Annotated in this window: 30 protein-coding genes; all 30 read left to right on the top strand. The window is 50.5% G+C overall.

The genetic code is table 11. The features are described from left to right. The 30 genes from rpsS to CRO57_RS07840 all read left to right on the top strand — a co-directional run bounded on the left by rpsS (position 1) and on the right by CRO57_RS07840 (position 19288). Positions 1–279, top strand: coding sequence for a 30S ribosomal protein S19 (rpsS, locus tag CRO57_RS07985; RefSeq protein ID WP_097152747.1), 279 nt, complete (start codon positions 1–3; stop codon positions 277–279). Further along, positions 279–659 (top strand): 50S ribosomal protein L22, encoded by a 381-nt coding sequence (gene rplV / locus CRO57_RS07980; protein WP_097152746.1) that lies wholly within the window; start codon positions 279–281, stop codon positions 657–659. Before rpsS ends, rplV begins: the two co-directional genes overlap by 1 nt. Then, positions 659–1375 (top strand): 30S ribosomal protein S3, encoded by a 717-nt coding sequence (gene rpsC / locus CRO57_RS07975; protein ID WP_097152745.1) that lies wholly within the window; start codon positions 659–661, stop codon positions 1373–1375. The genes rplV and rpsC overlap by 1 nt, the downstream gene beginning before the upstream one ends. Positions 1376–1406: 31 nt before the next feature. Further along, complete coding sequence (gene rplP, locus CRO57_RS07970) at positions 1407–1820, top strand: 50S ribosomal protein L16 (RefSeq protein WP_097152744.1); 414 nt, start codon at positions 1407–1409, stop codon at positions 1818–1820. Between the two features lie 19 nt (positions 1821–1839). Then, positions 1840–2040: a 50S ribosomal protein L29 gene (rpmC, locus tag CRO57_RS07965; protein WP_097152743.1), complete on the top strand. Its 201-nt coding sequence runs from the start codon at positions 1840–1842 to the stop codon at positions 2038–2040. 10 nt (positions 2041–2050) lie between these two features. Further along, positions 2051–2296: a 30S ribosomal protein S17 gene (rpsQ, locus tag CRO57_RS07960; RefSeq protein WP_097152742.1), complete on the top strand. Its 246-nt coding sequence runs from the start codon at positions 2051–2053 to the stop codon at positions 2294–2296. Positions 2297–2364: 68 nt separating this feature from the next. Then, the gene (gene rplN, locus CRO57_RS07955; protein ID WP_097152741.1) at positions 2365–2733 is read left to right on the top strand and encodes a 50S ribosomal protein L14; all 369 of its coding nucleotides are present in this window, start codon (positions 2365–2367) and stop codon (positions 2731–2733) included. Next, positions 2733–3050, top strand: a complete 318-nt coding sequence (gene rplX / locus CRO57_RS07950) for a 50S ribosomal protein L24 (RefSeq protein WP_097152740.1) — start codon at positions 2733–2735, stop codon at positions 3048–3050. Before rplN ends, rplX begins: the two co-directional genes overlap by 1 nt. Then, positions 3043–3600, top strand: a complete 558-nt coding sequence (gene rplE, locus CRO57_RS07945) for a 50S ribosomal protein L5 (RefSeq protein WP_097152739.1) — start codon at positions 3043–3045, stop codon at positions 3598–3600. Before rplX ends, rplE begins: the two co-directional genes overlap by 8 nt. Positions 3601–3629: 29 nt before the next feature. Next, positions 3630–3935, top strand: a complete 306-nt coding sequence (gene rpsN / locus CRO57_RS07940) for a 30S ribosomal protein S14 (protein ID WP_097152738.1) — start codon at positions 3630–3632, stop codon at positions 3933–3935. Positions 3936–3948: 13 nt separating this feature from the next. Next, positions 3949–4347, top strand: coding sequence for a 30S ribosomal protein S8 (rpsH, locus tag CRO57_RS07935; RefSeq protein ID WP_097152737.1), 399 nt, complete (start codon positions 3949–3951; stop codon positions 4345–4347). A gap of 41 nt (positions 4348–4388) precedes the next feature. Beyond that, positions 4389–4922 (top strand): 50S ribosomal protein L6, encoded by a 534-nt coding sequence (gene rplF, locus CRO57_RS07930; RefSeq protein ID WP_097152736.1) that lies wholly within the window; start codon positions 4389–4391, stop codon positions 4920–4922. Positions 4923–4934: 12 nt separating this feature from the next. Next, entirely contained in the window at positions 4935–5297 is a 363-nt protein-coding gene (gene rplR, locus CRO57_RS07925; RefSeq protein ID WP_097152735.1) for a 50S ribosomal protein L18, read from the top strand. Positions 5298–5339: 42 nt separating this feature from the next. After that, on the top strand, positions 5340–5888 hold the full coding sequence (gene rpsE, locus CRO57_RS07920; RefSeq protein WP_097152734.1) for a 30S ribosomal protein S5: 549 nt from the start codon (positions 5340–5342) through the stop codon (positions 5886–5888). Between the two features lie 45 nt (positions 5889–5933). Then, a complete protein-coding gene (gene rpmD, locus CRO57_RS07915; RefSeq protein ID WP_097152733.1) occupies positions 5934–6131 on the top strand; it encodes a 50S ribosomal protein L30 in 198 nt (65 codons plus the stop codon). Positions 6132–6149: 18 nt separating this feature from the next. Then, entirely contained in the window at positions 6150–6614 is a 465-nt protein-coding gene (gene rplO / locus CRO57_RS07910; RefSeq protein ID WP_097152732.1) for a 50S ribosomal protein L15, read from the top strand. Between the two features lie 68 nt (positions 6615–6682). Further along, positions 6683–8014: a preprotein translocase subunit SecY gene (secY, locus tag CRO57_RS07905; protein WP_097152731.1), complete on the top strand. Its 1332-nt coding sequence runs from the start codon at positions 6683–6685 to the stop codon at positions 8012–8014. After that, positions 8011–8583: an adenylate kinase gene (locus tag CRO57_RS07900; protein ID WP_097152730.1), complete on the top strand. Its 573-nt coding sequence runs from the start codon at positions 8011–8013 to the stop codon at positions 8581–8583. The genes secY and CRO57_RS07900 overlap by 4 nt, the downstream gene beginning before the upstream one ends. Before the next feature lie 234 nt (positions 8584–8817). Next, complete coding sequence (gene rpsM, locus CRO57_RS07895; protein ID WP_097152729.1) at positions 8818–9186, top strand: 30S ribosomal protein S13; 369 nt, start codon at positions 8818–8820, stop codon at positions 9184–9186. Between the two features lie 60 nt (positions 9187–9246). Continuing rightward, the gene (gene rpsK / locus CRO57_RS07890; protein WP_097152728.1) at positions 9247–9636 is read left to right on the top strand and encodes a 30S ribosomal protein S11; all 390 of its coding nucleotides are present in this window, start codon (positions 9247–9249) and stop codon (positions 9634–9636) included. Positions 9637–9714: 78 nt separating this feature from the next. Further along, positions 9715–10731 carry a DNA-directed RNA polymerase subunit alpha gene (locus CRO57_RS07885; RefSeq protein ID WP_097152727.1) on the top strand — a complete coding sequence of 339 codons (1017 nt, stop codon included), beginning with the start codon at positions 9715–9717 and terminating at the stop codon, positions 10729–10731. 51 nt (positions 10732–10782) lie between these two features. Then, complete coding sequence (gene rplQ, locus CRO57_RS07880; RefSeq protein ID WP_097152726.1) at positions 10783–11205, top strand: 50S ribosomal protein L17; 423 nt, start codon at positions 10783–10785, stop codon at positions 11203–11205. A gap of 84 nt (positions 11206–11289) precedes the next feature. Then, positions 11290–11814, top strand: a complete 525-nt coding sequence (locus CRO57_RS07875; RefSeq protein ID WP_097152725.1) for a hypothetical protein — start codon at positions 11290–11292, stop codon at positions 11812–11814. A 56-nt stretch (positions 11815–11870) separates the two neighbouring features. After that, complete coding sequence (locus CRO57_RS07870; protein WP_097152724.1) at positions 11871–13271, top strand: DegQ family serine endoprotease; 1401 nt, start codon at positions 11871–11873, stop codon at positions 13269–13271. Between the two features lie 19 nt (positions 13272–13290). Further along, the gene (locus tag CRO57_RS07865; protein ID WP_097152723.1) at positions 13291–14613 is read left to right on the top strand and encodes a replication-associated recombination protein A; all 1323 of its coding nucleotides are present in this window, start codon (positions 13291–13293) and stop codon (positions 14611–14613) included. After that, on the top strand, positions 14610–14987 hold the full coding sequence (gene crcB / locus CRO57_RS07860; protein ID WP_097152722.1) for a fluoride efflux transporter CrcB: 378 nt from the start codon (positions 14610–14612) through the stop codon (positions 14985–14987). Before CRO57_RS07865 ends, crcB begins: the two co-directional genes overlap by 4 nt. A gap of 12 nt (positions 14988–14999) precedes the next feature. Continuing rightward, complete coding sequence (locus CRO57_RS07855; RefSeq protein ID WP_097152721.1) at positions 15000–16010, top strand: RluA family pseudouridine synthase; 1011 nt, start codon at positions 15000–15002, stop codon at positions 16008–16010. A gap of 69 nt (positions 16011–16079) precedes the next feature. After that, positions 16080–16742: an HAD-IA family hydrolase gene (locus CRO57_RS07850; RefSeq protein WP_097153288.1), complete on the top strand. Its 663-nt coding sequence runs from the start codon at positions 16080–16082 to the stop codon at positions 16740–16742. A gap of 16 nt (positions 16743–16758) precedes the next feature. Beyond that, positions 16759–17583: an ATP12 family chaperone protein gene (locus CRO57_RS07845; protein ID WP_097152720.1), complete on the top strand. Its 825-nt coding sequence runs from the start codon at positions 16759–16761 to the stop codon at positions 17581–17583. A gap of 172 nt (positions 17584–17755) precedes the next feature. Then, entirely contained in the window at positions 17756–19288 is a 1533-nt protein-coding gene (locus tag CRO57_RS07840; RefSeq protein ID WP_097152719.1) for an acyl-CoA carboxylase subunit beta, read from the top strand. The last annotated feature ends 112 nt before the right edge of the window (positions 19289–19400 follow it).

The raw sequence follows: 19400 nt of genomic DNA, 5'->3' as shown, positions 1-19400 counted from the left end.
ATGGCACGTTCTGTTTGGAAAGGTCCGTTTGTAGACGGATACCTTCTGAAGAAGGCAGACAAGGTTCGCGCTTCCGGCCGCAACGAAGTGATCAAAACGTGGAGCCGTCGCTCTACCATTTTGCCTCACTTCGTTGGACTCACCTTTGGTGTGTATAACGGCCAGAAACATGTACCTGTCCTCATCTCTGAAGAGATGGTGGGACACAAGTTCGGTGAATTTTCTCCATCCCGCACCTACTACGGTCATGGTGCTGATAAAAAGGCTCGGAGGAAATAATGGGTAAGGCAAAACGCGCACGCGTATTGAAAGACAATGAAGCAAAGGCAGTAAGCCGTATGCTTCGTGTTTCTCCCCAGAAACTGAACCTTGTCGCTGCAATGATTCGCGGTAAGAAAGTCGATACAGCTCTGGCTGATTTGACTTTCTCATCCAAGCGCATTGCTCGTGATGTTAAGAAATGTTTGGAATCTGCGATTGCTAATGCTGAAAACAACCACGAGTTGGATGTTGATGCATTGGTTGTTGCAGAAGCCTATGTTGGTAAGGCTTTGGTCATGAAACGCTGGCAGCCACGTGCTCGTGGTCGTGTTGGCAAGATCCTCAAGCCTTTCTCCAACCTGACGATCGTTGTTCGTGAAGTCGAGGAGACAGCCTGATGGGTCATAAGGTAAATCCGATTGGTCTTCGTCTGGGCATCAACCGGACTTGGGATTCTCGCTGGTATGCTGGTAAAACCGAATATGGTGCTCTTCTTCATGAAGATTACGCTATTCGGAACATGCTGTCCGAGCTTCTCAAGCAGGCTGCTGTTTCCAAGATCGTGATCGAACGCCCACATAAGAAGTGCCGTGTGACCATTCACTCTGCACGTCCGGGCATCGTTATCGGCCGTAAAGGCGCTGATATTGAGAAACTTCGTCGCAAGGTTGGCAAACTGACGGACTCTGATGTGCATATCAACATTGTTGAAGTGCGCAAGCCAGAGACCGATGCAAACCTGGTTGCTCAGTCTATTGCTCAGCAGCTGGAGCGTCGTGTCGCATTCCGTCGTGCTATGAAGCGTGCCGTTCAGTCTGCAATGCGTATGGGTGCCGAAGGCATTCGTATCAATTGCGCTGGCCGTTTGGGTGGAGCAGAAATCGCTCGTACCGAATGGTATCGTGAAGGCCGCGTACCGCTTCATACTCTGCGTGCCGATATCGATTACGGTACTGCAGAAGCTCTGACGGCTTACGGCATTTCCGGCATTAAAGTGTGGATCTACAAAGGCGAAATCATGGAACACGATCCCATGGCGTCTGAGAAGCGTGCACTTGCGGGCCAGGAAGGTGGCAACAACAACCAGCGTCGGCGTAATAAGCCCGCTGCTTGATTTGTACCAGCTGAGGTAAGAGAGAAAATCAATGCTGCAACCAAAGCGCACAAAATATCGCAAGCAGCACAAGGGCCGCATTCATGGCGTTGCAAAAGGGGGCTTCGAGCTCAATTTTGGCGCCTACGGCCTGAAGGCTCAAGAGCCTGCGCGTATCACCGCTCGTCAGATCGAGGCTGCGCGTCGTGCTATGACCCGTCACATGAAACGTGCCGGTCGCGTGTGGATCCGCATCTTCCCTGATGTGCCTGTATCCAAGAAACCTACCGAAGTCCGCATGGGTAAAGGTAAAGGTTCTCCTGAATATTGGGCAGCTCGTGTGAAGCCGGGCCGCATTATGTTTGAAATTGATGGCGTACCGAACGATGTTGCTCGGGAAGCCATGCGGCTTGCTGCTGCGAAGTTGCCTATCAAGACACGCTTCGTACAGCGCATCGCCGACTAAGGTGTGAAGGGATAAACCCATGAAAGCATCAGATGTCCGCGCGATGACGTCGGACCAGATCGCTGATGAGTTGGTAAAGCTGAAGAAAGAGCAGTTCAATCTGCGCTTTCAGGCTGCAACCGGTCAGTTGGAAAACACCGTGCGTGTACGACAGGTTCGTCGTGACATTGCACGCCTGATGACCATTGCACGTGAGAAGCGTGCAGCGGCAGCAGAATAAGGAGGACGAGATGCCTAAACGAGTATTGCAAGGTCTCGTCGTCAGCGACAAGCAGGATAAGACCGTTGTTGTGAAGGTAGAGCGCCGTTTTACGCACCCGCTTCTGAAGAAGACTGTGCGTCGCTCCAAGCGCTACCAGGCTCATGACGAAGGTAATTCCTTCAAAGTAGGTGACCAGATTTTCATTCAGGAAACTGCACCTATTTCTAAGTCGAAACGCTGGATTGTAGTTGGCAAGGACGCTCCTGCCTCTTAATCCCTCTTGAATTTGGACGTAAGCCCGTCGCAGTGATGCGGTCGGGAAAATAAAAAAGGCGGCCAGTCATGATTCAGATGCAAACAAACCTTGACGTCGCGGATAACTCCGGCGCACGTCGTGTCATGTGCATCAAAGTGCTCGGCGGCTCCAAGCGGAAATATGCTGGCGTAGGCGACATCATTGTCGTTTCCGTCAAGGAAGCTATTCCTCGTGGACGCGTGAAAAAGGGCGATGTGATGAAAGCTGTTGTGGTTCGTACCGCAAAAGCAATCCGTCGTCCGGATGGCTCTGTCATCCGTTTTGATCGTAATGCTGCTGTTCTGGTGAACAACAATAAGGAACCCGTAGGTACTCGTATCTTCGGCCCGGTTCCTCGTGAGCTGCGTGCTCACAACCATATGAAAATCATTTCCCTTGCTCCGGAGGTGCTGTAATGGCTGCGAAACTCAAGAAGGGTGATCGCGTCATTGTTCTTGCCGGTAAAGACAAGGGCAAGAGCGGTGAGATCGTTCAGGTCTTGCCTGCTGAAGAGCGGGCAATCGTTCGAGGCGTTAATTTGGTCAAGCGTCATCAGCGTCAGACCCAGGGACAAGAGGGTGGCATCATTACCAAGGAAGCCGCTATTCATCTGTCCAATCTGGCTCTGGCCGATCCAAAGGATAACAAGCCAACTCGCGTTGGTTTCAAAATCCAGGAAGACGGTGCCAAAGTACGCGTGGCAAAACGTTCAGGAGATGTGATTGATGGCTGAGGCTGCTTACACTCCGCGTCTGAAGACGCAGTACGAAGACGTTATCCGCGCCAAGATGCAGGAAAAATTCCAGTACAGCAATCCTATGCGGATGCCTAAACTGGAAAAGATCGTTCTTAACATGGGCGTTGGCGAAGCCGTCGGCGATTCCAAGAAGATCAAATCTGCACTGGGTGATTTGGAACAGATCGCTGGTCAGAAACCAGTAATCACCAAAGCTCGTAAGTCTATTGCGACTTTCAAGCTGCGTGAAGGCATGCCAATCGGTGTGAAGGTTACCCTTCGTGGCGAGCGCATGTATGAATTTCTTGATCGTCTGATCACGATTGCACTGCCTCGTGTACGTGACTTCCGTGGTTTGAATGGGAAAAGCTTCGACGGCAATGGCAACTTCGCCATGGGCCTGAAAGAGCATATCGTTTTCCCTGAAATCGATTATGATAAAGTTGATCAGATCTGGGGCATGGATATCATCGTTTGCACCTCTGCAAACAATGATGATGAAGCACGCGCCCTGCTGACCGAATTCAACTTCCCGTTCAGCCGTTAAGGCCCTGCGGAAAGTACGAGGAAAGAACAATGGCTAAAAAGAGCGCTGTTGAGAAGAACAAAGCTCGTGACCGCCTGGTTTCAAAGTACGCTGCAAAGCGTGCAACATTGAAAGCAATGGCGAAAGATGAGTCTCTGTCGCTTGAAGAGCGGTTTAAGGCTCGCTTGAAGCTTGCCGAGCTTCCGCGCAACTCCGCATCGATCCGCGTCCGCAACCGCTGTGAAGTAACTGGCCGTCCACGCGGTTACTATCGCAAGTTGAAGATGTCACGTATTTCTCTTCGTGAACTGGGTAATCAGGGCAAGATCCCTGGCCTGGTAAAATCGAGCTGGTAAGGAGCGCGGTATCATGGTAATGACTGATCCTCTTGGGGATATGCTCACCCGTATCCGCAATGCGCAGATGCGTAGCAAAGTAAAAGTTTCCACTCCTGCTTCCAAATTGCGTCAACGTGTACTTGACGTTTTGGCTTCAGAAGGGTACATCCGCGGCTACACCACCGTCGAATTCGAAGGCGGCAAGTCCGAGCTCGAGATCGAGCTGAAATACTTCGATGGAGAGCCGGTGATCCGTGAAATCCAGCGTGTATCCAAGCCTGGTCGTCGTGTGTATGCGTCTGTGAAGAATATTCCACGCGTCAACAATGGTCTTGGTATTTCGATCGTCTCCACACCAAAAGGTGTGATGGCCGATCATGATGCACGTGAGAACAACGTGGGTGGTGAGGTTCTGTGCCGCGTCTTCTGACGCGGCCTCCTTGTTGCTCTAGATCCGGACAGGTTAGTCTTATGTCAAGAATTGGCAAAAAGCCTGTTGCAGTGCCTGCGGGCGTTACTGCGACAATCGATGGCAAGACCGTCAAAGTAAAAGGCCCAAAGGGTGAACTCTCTTTCGTGCTTTCTGACGATGTCGATGCTAAAATGACGGATGATGGTATTCTGGTAGAGCCACGCGGTAAATCCAAGACCGCTCGCTCATTGTGGGGTATGTCTCGCACCCAGATTCTCAACATCCTTACCGGTGTTTCTGCCGGATTTGAGAAGAAGCTGGCTATCAACGGTGTTGGTTACCGCGCGCAAATGAAGGGCACAGACCTTCAACTTGCACTTGGTTTCTCGCACGATGTTGTTTATGAAGTGCCTGCAGGTGTTACTGTTGCTTGTCCAAAGCCAACAGAGATCACTGTAAGCGGCATTGATAAGCAAGCTGTTGGCCAGGTTGCTGCTGAAATCCGCAAGTACCGCCCACCCGAGCCTTACAAAGGCAAAGGTGTTAAATATGTTGACGAATATATCTTCCGCAAGGAAGGTAAGAAGAAGTAACGGAAAAAAACTATGGCGAAGGCATTATCTCAGTTTGAGCGTCGTCGTGCTCGTGTACGGCGCGCGCTGAAAAAGACTGCCAACGGCCGTCCGCGTTTGAGTATAAACCGGTCTTCCAAGCATATTTACGCACAGATCATCGATGACGTGCAGGGTGTGACCCTGGCTTCTGCGTCTTCTATCGAGAAATCTCTGCGTGATACGCTGAAAACCGGCGCGGATGTAGCCGCCGCTTCTGAAGTTGGCAAGCTCATTGCTGAACGAGCTGTTGCTGCTGGCGTGAAGGACGTGGTCTTTGATCGTGGTGGATATATCTACCATGGACGCATCAAATCACTCGCAGATGCTGCGCGTGAAGGCGGATTGAATTTCTAATGCGTCGGGCAACCGATTGCTCAGACGAGAGAAAAATATATCATGACCAAGAAAAATGATCGTGAAGAGCGCGAAAGCGAATTCGTCGACCGACTAGTCCATATTAACCGCGTCGCTAAAGTGGTTAAGGGTGGTCGTCGCTTCGGTTTTGCAGCGCTTGTAGTAATTGGTGACCAAAAGGGCCGTGTAGGCTTTGGTCACGGTAAAGCTCGTGAGGTTCCAGAAGCCATTCGCAAGGCTTCTGAAGCTGCCAAACGCAACATGATCCGTGTTCCTCTGCGTGAGGGTCGCACTTTGCATCATGACGTTGCTGGTCGTCACGGCGCTGGTAAAGTTGTATTGCGTGCGGCGCCTCCAGGTACTGGTATCATTGCCGGTGGTCCAATGCGTGCAGTATTTGAGACCCTTGGTGTGCAGGACGTTGTTGCCAAGTCCATCGGGACTTCCAACCCTTACAACATGATCCGTGCAACTTTTGATGCTCTGAAAGCAGAAGACAGCCCACGTGGTGTTGCTGCTCGTCGTGGCCTCAAGGTTTCCACGCTTCAGGCTCGTCGTCGCGTATCTGACGGAGGCCGCGCTGAAGCTTAAGGCTTGAAGCGCAGTCTTGTCATACCTAGATAAGAGGAGCCCGACATGGCTAATAAGGAACAGGGCACTGTTACTGTAGAACAGATCGGCAGCCCACTTCGTCGGCCGAAAGATCAGCGTGCTACGCTGGTTGGTCTTGGCCTCAACAAGTTGCATCGTCGTCGTACGCTGAAGGATACTCCTGAAGTTCGCGGCATGATCCGTAAAGTCTCTCATCTCGTTCGCGTAGTGGACGAAGCTTAAGGGGCGAGGAAGAGTATTATGAAGCTCAACGAAATTCGCGATAACGACGGCGCTACGCATTCTCGCAAGCGCGTTGGTCGCGGCATCGGTTCGGGCATCGGTAAAACCGGTGGCCGTGGTGTCAAAGGTCAGAAATCCCGCTCTGGTGTTGCTATCAAAGGCTTTGAAGGCGGTCAGATGCCCTTGCATCGTCGTCTTCCAAAGCGTGGCTTTAACAACATCTTTGCGAAGAATTTCAACGCAGTATCTGTTGGTCGCATTCAGCAGGCCATCGATGCCGGTAAACTGGATGCTTCCGCGACAGTTACTGTAGCTTCCCTGAAAGAGGCTGGCGTGGTTCGTCGCATTCTGGATGGTGTTCGTCTGCTGAGCGATGGTGAAATTTCTGCCAAGGTTTCCTTCGAGATTGAAGGTGCTTCCAAAGCAGCAATTGAAGCCGTTGAAAAAGCCGGTGGTACCGTCAAGATTGTTGGTGAAGAGTAAGCCAAAAAGATTATAAGAGTGAGGGCTCCCGAGCCCTCCTTTTTTGATTCCAGTAGATGGGGTAGAAGATGGCATCGGCAGCTGAACAACTCGCGGCCAATATTAATTTTGGTGCTTTTGCCAAGGCAGAAGAGCTTAAGAAACGCATCTGGTTCACGCTGGGTGCTTTGTTGGTTTATCGCCTAGGTACTTACATTCCATTGCCTGGAATCAATCCAGAAGCTCTGGCACAGGCCTTCAACCAGGCGCAGACCGGTATCATCGGTCTGTTCAATATGTTCTCCGGTGGTGCGGTAGGACGTATGGCCATCTTCGCTCTGGGCATCATGCCCTATATTTCCGCCTCCATTATCATTCAGCTTATGACTACAGTGTCTCCAACACTGGAACAGCTGAAGAAGGATGGTGAGCGTGGCCGTAAGGTTATCAACCAATATACTCGCTATGGTACGGTTTTCCTCGCTACCTTGCAGGCATATGGTATTTCGGTCGGGCTGGAAGGCTCTACCGATATTGTGACCGATCCGGGCCTGTTTTTCCGTTTCTCCGCCGTTCTGACCTTGGTTGGTGGCACCATGTTCCTGATGTGGCTTGGCGAGCAGATCACTGCGCGTGGCATCGGTAACGGTATTTCCCTGATCATCTTCGCAGGCATCGTTGCAGAGTTGCCGACAGCTATCGCGGGTACCCTTGAACTTGGTCGTCAGGGCGCTTTGTCCACACCTCTGATTCTCGGTGTGATCATTCTTGCCATCGTTGTGATTGCGTTCATTGTCTTCATGGAGCGTGCTCAACGTCGTCTGATCATTCAATATCCGAAGCGTCAGGTAGGGAACAAAATGTTCCAGGGTGATTCGTCCCATCTGCCGTTGAAGCTGAATACCGCCGGTGTTATTCCGCCGATCTTTGCCTCATCGCTTCTTCTCCTCCCGGTAACTGTGGCTAACTTTGCCTCAGGGCAGGGGCCTGAATGGCTGACCACTGTGACTGCGCTGCTTGGTCACGGGCAACCTCTGTATATGATTCTTTATGCTGCCTTGATTGTCTTCTTTGTTTTCTTCTACACAGCTATTGTGTTCAATCCGCAAGAGACTGCGGATAACCTGAAGAAGCATGGTGGTTTCATTCCCGGTATCAGACCTGGGCAGCGGACTGCAGAATATATTGATCGTATCCTGACCCGAATTTCTGTTCTTGGTGCGATTTATCTTGTTCTTGTTTGCCTTTTGCCTGAGTTTCTTATTTCTGCAACCGGTGTACCATTCTATTTTGGGGGCACATCCTTGCTGATCGTTGTATCAGTAACCATGGATACTGTGTCTCAAATTCAGGGACATCTGCTTGCCCATCAGTATGAAGGGCTGGTCAAGAAATCGAAACTGAGGGGGAAACGTCGGTGAGATTGATTCTGTTAGGGCCTCCGGGTGCAGGGAAGGGTACCCAGGCTGAACGCTTGGTCAATGACTTCAAGATTACTCAGCTTTCCACTGGTGATATGTTACGTGCGGCTGTTGCTGCCAAGACACCGGTTGGGTTGAAAGCGAAAGAGATCATGGAACGAGGTGAACTCGTTTCTGATGAGATTGTTTGTGCGATTATTTCTGATCGCATTGACGAGCCAGATTGTGCGAATGGTTTTATCCTTGATGGTTTTCCGCGTACAATCGCACAGGCCGAAGCTCTGACTGAGTTGCTGGCTGTTAAAAATCTGGAACTGGATGGCGTTGTCGAGATTCGTGTCGATGAAGGCATTCTGCTCTCCAGAATCGAAAAACGTGCTTTGGAAACTGTTGGAGGCCCCAGAGCCGACGACAACGCGGATGCCCTTAAAAAGCGTCTTGAAGTTTACAATGCACAGACCGCTCCATTGATCGATTTTTATGGCAAATCCGGCCAACTGAAGACAGTTGACGGCATGCAGGATATCGAAGCTGTGGCTGCGTCAATCAAAGAGGTCTTGTCCAAGTAATCTCGTTCCGTCGATTTTGGCTTGACTTTCCTTTGAAGAATCCGGTACTAACCGGCGCTAATTGCGGTTTTCCGTGATCGGTGTTCGGAGGCTTTGCCCTCGGACATCGTTTTTTGCGTTCTTTTGAAGAACAAAACATCTCTTTCCCTGTGTAATTCGTTACCGTGGAGGGGAGGGAGATTAAACGAGACAGGCAGAGGGCAGGATTGTCCATCTGTAAAAGGAGACACGAGCGTGGCACGTATTGCTGGCGTCAATATTCCGACGAATAAGCGCGTAGTTATTGCGCTTCAATATATCCATGGCATTGGTGCAAAATTTGCCCAGGATATTATTGAACAAGTCAATATCGCTCCAGAGCGTCGTGTGAATGAGCTGTCTGATGCCGAAGTCCTGAAAATCCGCGAAGTCATCGATGCTGGCTTTACGGTTGAAGGTGACCTTCGTCGTCAAACCGCAATGAACATCAAGCGTCTGATGGACCTTGGCTGCTACCGCGGCCTGCGTCATCGTCGTGGCTTGCCTGTTCGCGGTCAGCGCACTCATACGAATGCCCGCACCCGCAAGGGTCCGGCTAAAGCGATTGCTGGTAAGAAGAAATAATCCACGGTTTATCCGGTGGAGCCGCTGGTACTACGGCGGTGTAGAGATCGAGGTTATAAAATGGCAAAAGATGCCTCACGCGTTAAACGTCGCGAACGTAAGAATATTACGTCTGGCGTAGCGCATGTGAATTCGACCTTCAACAATACCATGATCACCATCTCTGACGCGCAGGGGAACACCATCTCCTGGTCTTCAGCAGGTGCTATGGGTTTCAAGGGCTCTCGTAAGTCCACCCCATTCGCTGCACAGATGGCTGGTGAAGATGCAGGTAAAAAAGCTGCAGAACATGGTATGAAGACTTTGGAAGTTGAAGTTCGCGGTCCTGGTTCAGGTCGTGAATCTGCCCTGCGTGCTTTGCAGGCAATCGGCTTCACCATCACTTCTATCCGTGATGTATCCCCAATTCCACATAATGGCTGTCGTCCGCGCAAGCGCCGTCGCGTCTAATTGGAAAATTGTCACCTGCTAGATCGTTCACTGCGATCTTTCTGGGTAATCATCCCGATAAAACGAAAGGGTTGAGACGTGATTCAAAAAAACTGGCAGGAACTTATCAAGCCAACCAAGCTCGAAATCACTCCGGGCGACGACGAGTTGCGTCTCGCTACAGTGGTTGCCGAGCCGCTTGAACGTGGTTTTGGTATGACACTGGGCAACGCCCTGCGTCGCGTTCTGCTGTCGTCTCTGCAGGGTGCTGCAGTGACTGCAATTCAGATTGAAGGCGTTCTGCACGAATTCTCTTCTATTTCCGGTGTTCGCGAAGATGTGACGGACTTGATCCTGAACGTCAAGGAAATCGCGTTGCGTATGGAAGGTGAAGGTCCAAAACGCATGGTTCTTCGTAAAGAAGGTCCAGGTGTCGTGCGTGCCGGCGACATTCAGGCTGTTGGCGATGTTGAAATTCTGAACCCGGAATTGCCTTTGTGCACTTTGGATGTTGGTGCAGAGTTGCGCATGGAATTTACCGTTGATAGCGGTAAGGGCTATGTGACTGCTACGCAAAATCGTCCTGAAGATGCTCCAATCGGCCTTATTCCGGTTGATAGCCTTTACTCTCCGGTCAAGCGTGTTGCTTACAAGGTTGAGAACACCCGTGAGGGTCAGGTTCTCGACTATGACAAGCTTATCATGAACATTGAGACTGATGGTTCCATCAAGCCTGATGATGCGGTGGCTTTTGCTGCTCGTATTTTGCAGGATCAGTTGTCCATCTTTGTCAATTTCGAAGAGCCAGAGAAAGAGGTTGTTCAGGAGCAGACACAGGAATTGGCATTCAACCCGGCACTGCTGAAGAAAGTAGACGAGCTGGAATTGTCTGTCCGTTCTGCGAACTGTTTGAAGAACGACAATATTGTTTACATCGGTGATCTTATTCAGAAGACGGAAGCGGAAATGCTTCGCACTCCGAACTTCGGTCGCAAGTCGCTCAACGAGATCAAAGAAGTCCTTGCTCAGATGGGTTTGCATCTAGGCATGGAAGTTCAGGCATGGCCGCCTGAGAACATTGATGATCTCGCCAAGCGCTACGAAGATCAGTATTAAGAAATTCACGCCAGCGGTGGGACGCCGCCGGATAGAATAAAGGAGAGGGCAATGCGTCACGGTAAGTCAGGTCGCAAGCTCAATCGTACAGCATCTCATCGCAAAGCAATGTTTGCCAACATGGCTGCTGCTTTGATCAAGCATGAGCAGATTGTTACCACTCTGCCTAAGGCGAAGGAACTTCGCCCGATTGCAGACAAACTCATCACTCTGGCCAAAAAAGGCGACCTTCACGCTCGCCGTCAGGCAATTTCCAAGATCCGTGACAAAGACATGGTGAAGAAGTTGTTTGAAGTTCTTGGTTCACGCTACGCAGAACGTAATGGTGGTTATACCCGTGTTCTGAAAGCTGGCTTCCGCTATGGCGATAATGCGCCAATGGCTGTGATCGAATTGGTTGACCGCGATGTTGAAGCTCGCGGTAAAGATTCTGGTCCTACCCAGGAAGTAGAGAGCGAAGAAGAAGCAGCATAAGCGCTTCTTGTCGCACGAAATCAAAAGGGGTGGCCTTCATTGGCTGCCCCTTTTTTCATTGGTAGATATGTTTTTGAGTTTGGGATGTTGTTGTGTGCAGATCACAGCTTGTCGGTTTATGTCTTCGCATTGCAGGGTTTTATCTCATCTTGTCTGTTTGGACGACTATTGGCCTTGATGAATATCAGCGTCATTGATGTAAGTATGTTGGACGCTGCCACATTTGTTGAAGTTATTGTTGGTGGCTCCAAACTTGGTCTGGGACTGTATCTCGTGCTATTGCCGATGCATGCAGTCAAGGTGCTTACCTCTGGGGCTCTTTGGGAGAAAGATCTGGAGGTGGGATTGGCTTATAATGATCTGCAGGCTTTGGCATTTGTCTGTCTTGGGTTATTCTTTTTGGTGCCGTCGGCGCTATCACTCACAAGTTCGCTTTACACATTCACTGCTCAGGGTTTGGAACTGAGTGGCTTCAGTGATTTGCAGAATTTGTTCTATCTGCTTTTGCATCCGCTCATCATGACGCTAATTGGAATCTGGTTGATTTTCGGCGGCAAGGGCCTGATGAATCCTGTGAGAAGATTGCGCACCATCGCTCAAAGTTCCTAATTTTGCCCCGACTTGGTTTATGATGCTCAAAGAAAGATTGTTTTGAAAGGTTCGTCATGCGCGTTCGAGAGCTAATGTTCGCTGCCATTCTGGTACTTTGTGCGATGTCAAATGGGCAGGCACAAGACAGAGTTCCAACCAGTAAGACAGAGATGCAACTGAGCTTTGCCCCCTTGGTGGAGGCGACAGCTCCGTCTGTAGTGAATGTTTACGCTACAAAGACGGTTCAAAGCCGATCACGCTCACCTTTCTTTGATGATCCTTTTTTTCAACGTTTCTTTGGTGGCAATGGATTTGGTGCGCCTAGCAAGCGCATTGAGCGCTCTCTTGGTTCTGGCGTGATTGTTGCTGAAAGTGGTGTCGTGGTGACCAATCATCATGTGATTGCTGGTGCAACGGAAGTCCGGGTAGCGCTTGCCAATAGGCAGGAGTTTGACGCCAAAGTCATTCTGACTGATGAAAAGACGGATCTGGCCATCCTAAAGATCAATGAAAAACGAAAGTTTCCCGCGCTTACTTTTGCCAATAGCGATGACTTGAAAGTTGGTGATCTGGTTCTGGCGATCGGAAATCCGTTTGGTGTCGGTCAGACAGTGACCAGTGGTATTGTTTCTGCGCTTGCCCGCACACAAGTTGGTATTTCAGACTATCAGTTCTTCATTCAAACTGATGCAGCGATTAATCCGGGCAATTCCGGTGGTGCTTTGGTGAATATGCGTGGTGAACTGGTTGGTGTGAATACAGCCATATTTTCGCGTTCAGGCGGTTCCAATGGTATTGGCTTTGCTATTCCAGCCAATATGGTTCGTCTGGTAGCGGAAGGTGCGATCTCGGGAAAAGGGGTACAGCGGGCTTGGTTGGGGGCTCAGCTGCAAGCCGTTACTTCCGATATAGCAGAGGGACTGGGATTGGAGCGACCGCAAGGTGTTCTGGTGACCGATGTGGTAGAAAAGGGACCGGCTGCCGCAGCCGGTCTGAAGGTTGGTGATTTGATTTTGAATGTTGGGCGGCATCCAGTGGATAGCCCTGACGGCTTTGGCTATCGTCTGGCGACCATTGGCCTTGGTAAGAGCGTGGATCTGACCTTGATACGGCGTGGCAAGCAGATCAGGTTGACCTTGCAAGCTACCGTTGCACCGGAAACGGTTCCTCGTGACCAGCGGAGAATTGAAGGCTATTCGCCATTCTCAGGGACAAATGTTCTCAACCTTTCTCCTGCTGTTGCACAAGAACTTGGTTTGCCAACGGATCTGACCGGTGTTGTAATTTTTAAGGTGGTGCCAGGAAGCCGGGCAGCGCGCTTTGGTGTTCGTCGTGGTGATATCGTACGTGAGATCAATGGCGAGGCTATTACTTCGACCAAGGTGCTGGAAATTCTGTCCAAACAGGATTTCCGTATATGGCGCCTGAAAATTGAACGTGATGGTCAGTTAATTCGAACGGCGATAAGCGGCTGAAGCGGATGATTGGGGCGCAATGACAAGTTTGTTTGAAAGTGCTGGTCTCGAAGAACCAGAAGGAGAGGGTGGTATCGGTCGTCCTCTCGCAGATCAATTGAGGCCTGCACATTTGAATGAGGTGGTAGGGCAGGATCATCTGGTTGGAGCAGATGGCACATTGACCCGCATGTTGAATTCCGGCTCGCTCGGTTGCCTTATTCTTTGGGGGCCGCCAGGAACAGGTAAAACCACCATAGCAAGATTGCTTGCGGATGGAACTGATCTGCATTTCGAACAGATATCGGCGATTTTTTCCGGTGTTGCCGATCTGAAGAAGGTTTTTGAAGCTGCCCGTACCCGTCGTCGCACCGGCAAGACGACTTTGTTGTTTGTCGATGAGATCCATCGCTTCAATCGTGCTCAACAGGATAGCTTTCTTCCTGTCATGGAAGATGGTACCGTCGTGCTTGTTGGGGCGACAACCGAGAATCCATCCTTTGAGCTCAATGCCGCTTTGTTATCACGCTCTCAGGTTCTGACTTTGAAGAGCCTTGATGAAGAGGCGATCAAGGAGCTGTTGCAGCGTGCCGAGATTGCTCTGGGTCGAAATTTGCCTTTGGACGAGGAAGCAAGACAAGCTCTTATTCGCATGGCGGATGGGGATGGTCGGTCATCGCTCACTTTGGCTCAAGAAGTCTGGCGAGCGGCCCATGAAGGCGAAATTTTCACGGCCGAGCAGTTGGGTGATATTCTCCAGCGTCGTGCTCCAATTTATGATAAATCCAAGGACGGTCACTACAATCTGATCTCAGCCTTGCATAAATCTATTCGCGGTTCGGATCCGGATGCGGCGCTTTATTATTTGTGCCGAATGCTGGATGCAGGTGAAGATCCAATGTTCTTGCTGCGTCGGATGACGGTTATCGCATCTGAGGATATTGGACTGGCTGATCCCAATGCACTGGTTCAAGCAAATGCTGCAAGACAAGCCTATGAGCTGATTGGCATGCCCGAAGCGATGTTTGCCTTATCACAATGCACGATCTATTTGGCGACAGCCCCCAAGTCCAATTCTGCGAAGATGGCATATATGGCAGCCATGAGATCTGCGAAAAAGGGCGGATCCCTCTCTCCACCAAAACATATCCTGAATGCGCCAACCAAGTTGATGGCCAATGAAGGCTATGGGGATGGCTATCTCTATGATCATGATCAGCCAGATGCTTTTTCCGGGCAGGACTATTTTCCGACGGATCTTGGTCGGCAGACCTATTATGAGCCGGTTGAACGCGGATTTGAACGTGACTTGCGCAAGAGATTGGATTATTGGTCGCGACTAAGGATGGAACGGAACAAATGAACCATTTTCTCTTGGTAGCGATTGGTGGTGCAGCTGGGGCCAGCTTACGCCATCTGGTTGGGCTTATGGCCTTGCGCGCGTTTGGCAGCGGATTTCCCTATGGAACGCTGATTTGCAATATTGGCGGCTCTTTTTTGATGGGATTGCTGATCGAATTGATGGCTTTGCGCTTTAATATGGGCACGGAGTTGCGCTTGCTCTTGACAACAGGCCTGCTTGGGGGCTTTACCACCTTTTCCACATTTTCGCTGGATGTGGTGTCGTTGACGGAGCGCGGGCAAAGCGGCCTTGCTCTGTTCTATATTGCGGTCTCACTGGCTGGCGCCATCGTTGCGCTCTTTGCCGGGCTGGCTGCTGCACGGGCGCTGGCATAGGGCACACTAGACATGGCTACAATTCAATTTCGCGAAGTAACCGGTGAAGAAGACGGCATGCGTCTGGATCGCTGGTTCAAGGAACATTATCCGGGCCTGTCTTTTGGTCAATTGCAAAAGCTTATGCGCACCGGACAGGTGCGTGTCGATGGCAAACGTGCGAAGACCAATAGCCGCGTGATCAAGGGCCAACAGGTTCGTATTCCACCATTGGCGACGGATGAGAAAAGCCAGAGTGCAGCGCCAAAGCGTGCCATGCCGCGCGTGGATGAGAATGACGCTGATTTCCTGCGCTCCATCCTGTTATATGAAGACAAGGATATCTATGTCTTCAACAAGCCTGCCGGTTTGGCTGTGCAGGCTGGTTCCGGACTGACACGTCACATGGATGGCATGCTGGAAGCACTGACAGACAAACACGGACAGAAACCGCGTTTGGTGCATCGTCTGGACCGCGATACGTCTGGCGTGCTTGTCGTGGCTCGTAAACGCTCTATAGCGACTGCGCTGACCAAGGCTTTCCGTGAACGCTCGACGCAGAAGACATATTGGGCACTGGTGCGTGGGGTTCCAAAACCAAAGCAGGCGCGTGTCTCGACTTATCTGGCCAAATATCAGGCGGAAGATGGGGATCGCATGCGCATTGCCCGTCACGGTGATAATGGTGCGCAGCATGCTGTAACCCATTATAGCGTGGTTGATCAGGTGGGGCAGAAACTCTCCTGGCTGACACTGAAGCCAGTGACAGGGCGAACCCATCAGTTACGCGTTCATACCGCTTATATGGAATGCCCGATCCTGGGCGATCCGAAATATTTCAATGTCGAGAATTGGGAGTTCCCAGGCGGCATTCAAAAGAAGTTGCATCTGCATGCGCGCCGAATTCGCATTCCCCATCCAAAGGGTGGCATTCTGGATGTTACAGCGCCGCTGCCACAACATATGCAACAGAGCTGGAACCTGCTTGGCTTTGATGTCAGCAATTATGATCCGGACATCGAAGAGGAATTGGGGGAGGAGTAATCCTCCTTCTTTATTTCATGGATCAATTGCTTGATTGGTCTTTTCTCATTTCATATGAAAGAAATCTTCATGACACCAAAGTTGTTCATCTTTGACTGTGATGGCACCATTGTTGATAGTCAGCATACCATTGTTGAATCCATGGATCATGCCTTTCGGGTGAATGATTTGACACCTCCCGGTAATGAAGCAACGCGCTCTATTATAGGATTGTCTCTTGCGCCGGCAGTCGCGAAATTGGATAAAACCCTTTCCAATGAAATGATTGATAAGGTTGTCGAGGACTACAAATCCTTCTGCATCGCAAAGCGCGAAAATGGTGAGGATGATGAGGCGCTCTATGATGGTGCCAAGCATGTGATTGAGAGTCTTGCCAAGGAAGATGATATCCTGCTGGGTATTGCAACAGGCAAGGCCTATCGCGGTGTTGTTCATCTTTTCAATTGTCATGATTGGCATGACCATTTCGTTACCGTGCAAACGGCTGATCGTGCACCCTCCAAGCCGCACCCGGGAATGATCTTGCAGGCCATGGGGGAGACTGGTGCGGAGCGCGAGGCAACCGTCATGATTGGCGATACCACTTATGACATGGACATGGCAGTGAATGCTGGGGTGATGGCCATTGGCGTGAGCTGGGGCTATCACAGCAAAGACATGCTTCACGCATCTGGTGCCCACCATATCGTTGATGATTATACCGCGCTGCATCAGCTGCTGAAAGAATTGTAAGGGAAGGGCCTGACCAATGGCAGATAACGACAAGAAAAACGGTATCGAGACTGAGGCTCTGTTTGGTGATTTTGTTCCTGGTAAACAAGACAGCACCGAGACGCCCATGATGCGTGCCAAGGAAATGATGAAGAATGATCTTCCCAAACGCTTCTATAAGGAAGTGAGCATTGGCGAAGAGGGCGGCTCTTTTCAGGTGTTGCTTGATGGTCGTTCTATCAAAAGTCCGGCCAAGAAGGTTGTTTCGGTGCCAAAGCGTGCCATTGCTGAAGTCTTGGTGGCGGAATGGGCGGCGCAGATTGACAAGATCGATCCGGCTACCATGCCGCTGACCCGTCTAGTCAATTCCATCATTGATGGCGTGGAAGATGCGCGTGAAGCAATGCTTGATGAAATTGTCTCTTATATGGGGAACGATTTTATCTGCTATCCGGCAAGTCACCCTGAGCGTCTGCTGGACCGTCAGAAAGAACATTGGCAACCTGTGCTGGATTGGGCGGGGGAGCTTTTGGGTGGCAAGTTCGTGCAAGCCAGTGGCATTTTGGCTGTCGAGCAAAGCCCGGTATTGGGTGAGAATTTGCGAAAAATTTGGTCTGATCTTGATATCTTCCAGCTTGGTGCAGTTCATTCTCTGATGACGCTGACGGGATCTGCTCTATTGCCGCTTGCTTATTGGAAGGGCTATCTGTCCCGAGATGCCATGTGGGCGGCTGCCATGGTGGATGAAGACTGGAATGTGGAGATGTGGGGCGAGGATGAAGAGGCGACCAAGCGCCGTGTCTATCGCCGAGCAGATTGTGATGCTGCTGGCTCAATCATTGATGCATTCTCTGCCAAATAAGAGTTTTGAGTGGACTTAACGCTCTTTTGAGATCGAAAAATTCAAAAAGTCGGGATATTTATCCCCGACTTAGCCTTTTCTCCCATAGGGTCCGTCCATCGACCAACTTTGTCGCCAGCCCGATCCGTGCTAACCAGCGTATCAACGATAAATCTATGAAGAAGGCTCTACCATGTCCAAAATCCTAGATGAGCTTGAAGAACGCCGGGCTCAAGCCCGTATCGGCGGTGGTCAGAAGCGTATTGATGCTCAGCACGCCAAAGGCAAATTGACGGCTCGTGAACGTATTGAAGCATTTCTCGACGAAGATTCTTTTGAAGAATTCGATATGTTCGTGCAGCATGGCTGTACTGATTTTGGTATGGAAAAGGTCAAGATGCCGGGTGATGGTGTTGTCACCGGTTGGGGTACCGTCAATGGCCGTACCGTCTATATCTTTGCCAAGGACTTCACGGTACTTGGTGGTTCCCTTTCCTGGACACACGCTCAGAAGATCATCAAAATCCAGGATATGGCGCTGAAAAATCGTGCGCCGATCATCGGTCTCTTTGATGCTGGTGGTGCTCGTATTCAGGAAGGTGTTGCAGCGCTTGGCGGTTATGGTGAAGTGTTCCAGCGCAATGTGTTGGCATCCGGTGTAATACCGCAGATCTCGGTGATCATGGGCCCATGTGCTGGTGGTGATGTTTATTCTCCTGCGATGACTGACTTCATCTTCATGGTTCGTGATCGTTCCTACATGTTCGTGACCGGTCCTGACGTTGTGAAAACCGTGACCAATGAAGAAGTGACTGCGGAAGAATTGGGTGGTGCTTCCATTCATACCACTAAATCTTCCATTGCTGATGGTGCTTATGACGATGATGTCGAAGCTCTGCTTCAGATGCGTCGTCTGATTGACTTCCTACCATCTTCCAATGTTGGCGAAGTGCCGGAAATCGAGACCTATGATCCGTGGGATCGTATTGAAGATTCTCTCGATACCTTGGTGCCGGAAAATCCGAACAAGCCATATGATATGAAAGAGTTGATCCTGAAGACTGTCGATGAAGGTGACTTCTTCGAAATTCAGGAATCCTTTGCTCAGAACATCATTACCGGTTTTGGTCGCATTGAAGGTCGTACAGTTGGTTTTGTCGCCAACCAGCCGATGGTTCTGGCGGGGGTGCTGGACTCTGATGCGTCCCGCAAAGCTGCTCGTTTTGTTCGTTTCTGCGATGCCTTTGATATTCCGGTTGTCACTTATGTTGATGTTCCTGGCTTTCTGCCTGGAACTGATCAGGAATATGGCGGCTTGATCAAGCATGGCGCGAAGCTTTTGTTTGCTTATGCTGAAGCGACTGTTCCAAAGGTGACCGTGATTACCCGTAAAGCCTATGGTGGTGCATATGATGTGATGGCGTCCAAGCATCTGCGTGGTGACGTAAACTATGCATGGCCTTCTGCGCAAATTGCGGTGATGGGTGCCAAGGGTGCTGTTGAGATTATCTTCCGTAAAGATATGGATGATCCAGAGAAGATTGCACAGCACACCGCTGATTATGAAGATCGCTTCCTGTCGCCTTTCGTGGCAGCAGAGCGTGGCTTTATTGATGAAGTGATCATGCCAAAATCCACACGTCGCCGTTTGGCACGCGCTCTTCGCATGCTGCGCAACAAACAGCTGGAGAATCCTTGGAAGAAGCACGACAATATTCCGCTCTAAGAAGAATAGTTTTGATCTTTTGAGATTTTGTCAGATTTTAAGAAAATCGCGCTTTGTTAACTGAAGCGCGATTTTTTTTGTCTAGGCTCATCTATGTAGGTGGTGAGTGAGG

Origin of the sequence: Cohaesibacter gelatinilyticus (genome assembly GCF_900215605.1) — a bacterium.
In the GTDB taxonomy this organism is placed as follows: Bacteria; Pseudomonadota; Alphaproteobacteria; order Rhizobiales; family Cohaesibacteraceae; genus Cohaesibacter; species Cohaesibacter gelatinilyticus.
Note: the sequence above shows the minus strand (reverse complement) of the source record. Positions and strands in the feature narration are given on the sequence as shown.

What these genes read in the sequence shown, in the direction of transcription:
- rpsS (WP_097152747.1), top strand. Translation starts at nt 1, where the DNA reads ATGGCACGTTCTGTTTGGAAAGGTCCGTTTGTAGACGGATACCTTCTG.
- rplV (WP_097152746.1), top strand. Translation starts at nt 279, where the DNA reads ATGGGTAAGGCAAAACGCGCACGCGTATTGAAAGACAATGAAGCAAAG.
- rpsC (WP_097152745.1), top strand. Translation starts at nt 659, where the DNA reads ATGGGTCATAAGGTAAATCCGATTGGTCTTCGTCTGGGCATCAACCGG.
- rplP (WP_097152744.1), top strand. Translation starts at nt 1,407, where the DNA reads ATGCTGCAACCAAAGCGCACAAAATATCGCAAGCAGCACAAGGGCCGC.
- rpmC (WP_097152743.1), top strand. Translation starts at nt 1,840, where the DNA reads ATGAAAGCATCAGATGTCCGCGCGATGACGTCGGACCAGATCGCTGAT.
- rpsQ (WP_097152742.1), top strand. Translation starts at nt 2,051, where the DNA reads ATGCCTAAACGAGTATTGCAAGGTCTCGTCGTCAGCGACAAGCAGGAT.
- rplN (WP_097152741.1), top strand. Translation starts at nt 2,365, where the DNA reads ATGATTCAGATGCAAACAAACCTTGACGTCGCGGATAACTCCGGCGCA.
- rplX (WP_097152740.1), top strand. Translation starts at nt 2,733, where the DNA reads ATGGCTGCGAAACTCAAGAAGGGTGATCGCGTCATTGTTCTTGCCGGT.
- rplE (WP_097152739.1), top strand. Translation starts at nt 3,043, where the DNA reads ATGGCTGAGGCTGCTTACACTCCGCGTCTGAAGACGCAGTACGAAGAC.
- rpsN (WP_097152738.1), top strand. Translation starts at nt 3,630, where the DNA reads ATGGCTAAAAAGAGCGCTGTTGAGAAGAACAAAGCTCGTGACCGCCTG.
- rpsH (WP_097152737.1), top strand. Translation starts at nt 3,949, where the DNA reads ATGGTAATGACTGATCCTCTTGGGGATATGCTCACCCGTATCCGCAAT.
- rplF (WP_097152736.1), top strand. Translation starts at nt 4,389, where the DNA reads ATGTCAAGAATTGGCAAAAAGCCTGTTGCAGTGCCTGCGGGCGTTACT.
- rplR (WP_097152735.1), top strand. Translation starts at nt 4,935, where the DNA reads ATGGCGAAGGCATTATCTCAGTTTGAGCGTCGTCGTGCTCGTGTACGG.
- rpsE (WP_097152734.1), top strand. Translation starts at nt 5,340, where the DNA reads ATGACCAAGAAAAATGATCGTGAAGAGCGCGAAAGCGAATTCGTCGAC.
- rpmD (WP_097152733.1), top strand. Translation starts at nt 5,934, where the DNA reads ATGGCTAATAAGGAACAGGGCACTGTTACTGTAGAACAGATCGGCAGC.
- rplO (WP_097152732.1), top strand. Translation starts at nt 6,150, where the DNA reads ATGAAGCTCAACGAAATTCGCGATAACGACGGCGCTACGCATTCTCGC.
- secY (WP_097152731.1), top strand. Translation starts at nt 6,683, where the DNA reads ATGGCATCGGCAGCTGAACAACTCGCGGCCAATATTAATTTTGGTGCT.
- rpsK (WP_097152728.1), top strand. Translation starts at nt 9,247, where the DNA reads ATGGCAAAAGATGCCTCACGCGTTAAACGTCGCGAACGTAAGAATATT.
- rplQ (WP_097152726.1), top strand. Translation starts at nt 10,783, where the DNA reads ATGCGTCACGGTAAGTCAGGTCGCAAGCTCAATCGTACAGCATCTCAT.
- CRO57_RS07875 (WP_097152725.1), top strand. Translation starts at nt 11,290, where the DNA reads ATGTTGTTGTGTGCAGATCACAGCTTGTCGGTTTATGTCTTCGCATTG.
- CRO57_RS07870 (WP_097152724.1), top strand. Translation starts at nt 11,871, where the DNA reads ATGCGCGTTCGAGAGCTAATGTTCGCTGCCATTCTGGTACTTTGTGCG.
- CRO57_RS07865 (WP_097152723.1), top strand. Translation starts at nt 13,291, where the DNA reads ATGACAAGTTTGTTTGAAAGTGCTGGTCTCGAAGAACCAGAAGGAGAG.
- crcB (WP_097152722.1), top strand. Translation starts at nt 14,610, where the DNA reads ATGAACCATTTTCTCTTGGTAGCGATTGGTGGTGCAGCTGGGGCCAGC.
- CRO57_RS07855 (WP_097152721.1), top strand. Translation starts at nt 15,000, where the DNA reads ATGGCTACAATTCAATTTCGCGAAGTAACCGGTGAAGAAGACGGCATG.
- CRO57_RS07850 (WP_097153288.1), top strand. Translation starts at nt 16,080, where the DNA reads ATGACACCAAAGTTGTTCATCTTTGACTGTGATGGCACCATTGTTGAT.
- CRO57_RS07845 (WP_097152720.1), top strand. Translation starts at nt 16,759, where the DNA reads ATGGCAGATAACGACAAGAAAAACGGTATCGAGACTGAGGCTCTGTTT.
- CRO57_RS07840 (WP_097152719.1), top strand. Translation starts at nt 17,756, where the DNA reads ATGTCCAAAATCCTAGATGAGCTTGAAGAACGCCGGGCTCAAGCCCGT.